Genomic DNA, 1,529 nt, shown 5'->3' with positions numbered 1-1,529 from the left:
GGGCAGTGGCTAAAAGACGCCGGATTTACCACCGGACAACCGCTCAAGCTGCGCATCATGCCCGGCTGCATTGTGATTACTACGCAGGATATCCATGAACTGTGGGGCAATCTGCACGCCCTGAGCATTGCGCCATTTGATGAGTACGCCGTCACAAGCTGGCTCAACCATTTTCCCGGCGGGCTGGATATGGAGAGAGCACGATGAGTATTCATTACGCATTCCAGCGCGGCGAACTGCCGGAACTCACGCTGACAGGCCACGCACTGCAACAGGCGGGCTTTGCCGCCGAGACGCTGTTTCGTATTGGCCTGCACCGCAATGGCTTAATGCTGACACGACTGGATGAGGATATCGATATCGCGGCGCTGCTGGCTGAACTGGACGGCAACGAGACGGAAGGTGCGGACTGGGTGGGTGACAACGGGGAACTGACGCTGGCAGGCGACTGGCTCACCCTGAGCGGGTTACTCGGCCAGCCGTTAAGCCTTGAAGTGCTGCCCGGTAAAATAACCATTCGGGCAGAACAGGGAAGTATGCTGGCGTAATAATACCAACCGCTAAAAATAAAAAGCCGGAAGGATCGGGTGATCGCTTCCGGCCTCTTATAAAAATTAACCAGTTAGTTAATCATTAAGATAAATTAAATTTAAAAACATCTTCTTTAAAATCAGAAAACTTATCTATCCTATTAAAAACTGATACTAATCTTACAAATTCATCTGGGTAATTATTTTTAAAAACAGAACTATTCTTCCATTCTAATACCAATGGCTTATATTCATTATCTATTGGAATCATAAAATCATATAACGCATCCGCATTCCTTCCGAAGTAAGGCCCAAAATCAAATTCTTTTGAAAAAAAATCATAAATATCATTTGGCGTCTTTTGTTTATCACCATCTAGAATAATAACCTTCATATCATTGACCTTTACATTTCTTCCAGCGGCCTAATTCTTCCGCTGAGTCATAATGGTTAGATGTAACGTAAACTAAACCATCATTAGAATATAAAACACGAGTACCGGGTTGCTTAGCTCTCGACATGCTATTATTCAAACCCACATCAGCTTCATACCACACCCGACCAGGAGCTTTTGGTAATATACCGGTTGAGTTCTCAAATATATCTCCACCGATTTGCCCGCCGGGGACATAATTGCCTAATGCCTTACCTCTTGACCATCCCGCTGCTTCAGCCTGAGCTTTAGTTACGTAGTTACTTGGTAATTTCCCTGTGCTTTTTAGACTTTCAACGATGCTATTGGAACTTTCTGCTGTTTGGTAGAATTGCTTTAATAAAGCTCCCTGCGCAGAACTCCCCGCATACGTGCCGCCAGAAAGGGATGCATTAGTGAACTGTAAACCAAATGGATCAACCCACTCCAATGGATTGTGGACGTAGGCTTGCAGCCTTATTCCCCCAGCGATCCCCAGGGGATCAGGCGACAAGTACTGCGCTGTATCCGGATCAAAATAACGGTGCCGATTATAATATAATCCCGTTTCTGCATCAAACAACTGA

General features: G+C 45.7%; 4 protein-coding genes. 2 read left to right on the top strand and 2 right to left on the bottom strand.

Features of this window, described 5'->3' with window-relative positions; translation table 11 throughout:
- Together H0248_RS21440 and H0248_RS21435 are read left to right on the top strand one after the other, a co-directional pair.
- A partial coding sequence (locus H0248_RS21440) for a SymE family type I addiction module toxin (protein WP_180787416.1) occupies positions 1–207 on the top strand: 207 nt, incomplete at its 5' end.
- The gene (locus H0248_RS21435; protein WP_180787415.1) at positions 204–548 is read left to right on the top strand and encodes a SymE family type I addiction module toxin; all 345 of its coding nucleotides are present in this window, start codon (positions 204–206) and stop codon (positions 546–548) included. The genes H0248_RS21440 and H0248_RS21435, both read left to right, overlap by 4 nt.
- Before the next feature lie 85 nt (positions 549–633).
- Here the strand turns inward: H0248_RS21435 and H0248_RS21430 are convergent, their stop codons facing one another.
- Both H0248_RS21430 and H0248_RS21425 read right to left on the bottom strand, forming a co-directional pair.
- On the bottom strand, positions 634–924 hold the full coding sequence (locus tag H0248_RS21430; protein ID WP_180787414.1) for a barstar family protein: 291 nt from the start codon (positions 922–924) through the stop codon (positions 634–636).
- Position 925: 1 nt separating this feature from the next.
- Positions 926–1,529 (bottom strand): RHS repeat-associated core domain-containing protein (locus H0248_RS21425; RefSeq protein WP_275899265.1); only part of this gene is annotated, 604 nt, incomplete at its 5' end.

The organism is Pectobacterium brasiliense, from assembly GCF_013449685.1.
In the GTDB taxonomy this organism is placed as follows: Bacteria; Pseudomonadota; Gammaproteobacteria; order Enterobacterales; family Enterobacteriaceae; genus Pectobacterium; species Pectobacterium brasiliense_A.
This window is presented reverse-complemented; position numbering and strand designations above follow the sequence as displayed.

Bases quoted from the DNA above. Each gene is read 5' to 3' on its own strand.
- H0248_RS21435 (WP_180787415.1), top strand. From the start codon at position 204: ATGAGTATTCATTACGCATTCCAGCGCGGCGAACTGCCGGAACTCACG.
- H0248_RS21430 (WP_180787414.1), bottom strand. From the start codon at position 924: ATGAAGGTTATTATTCTAGATGGTGATAAACAAAAGACGCCAAATGAT.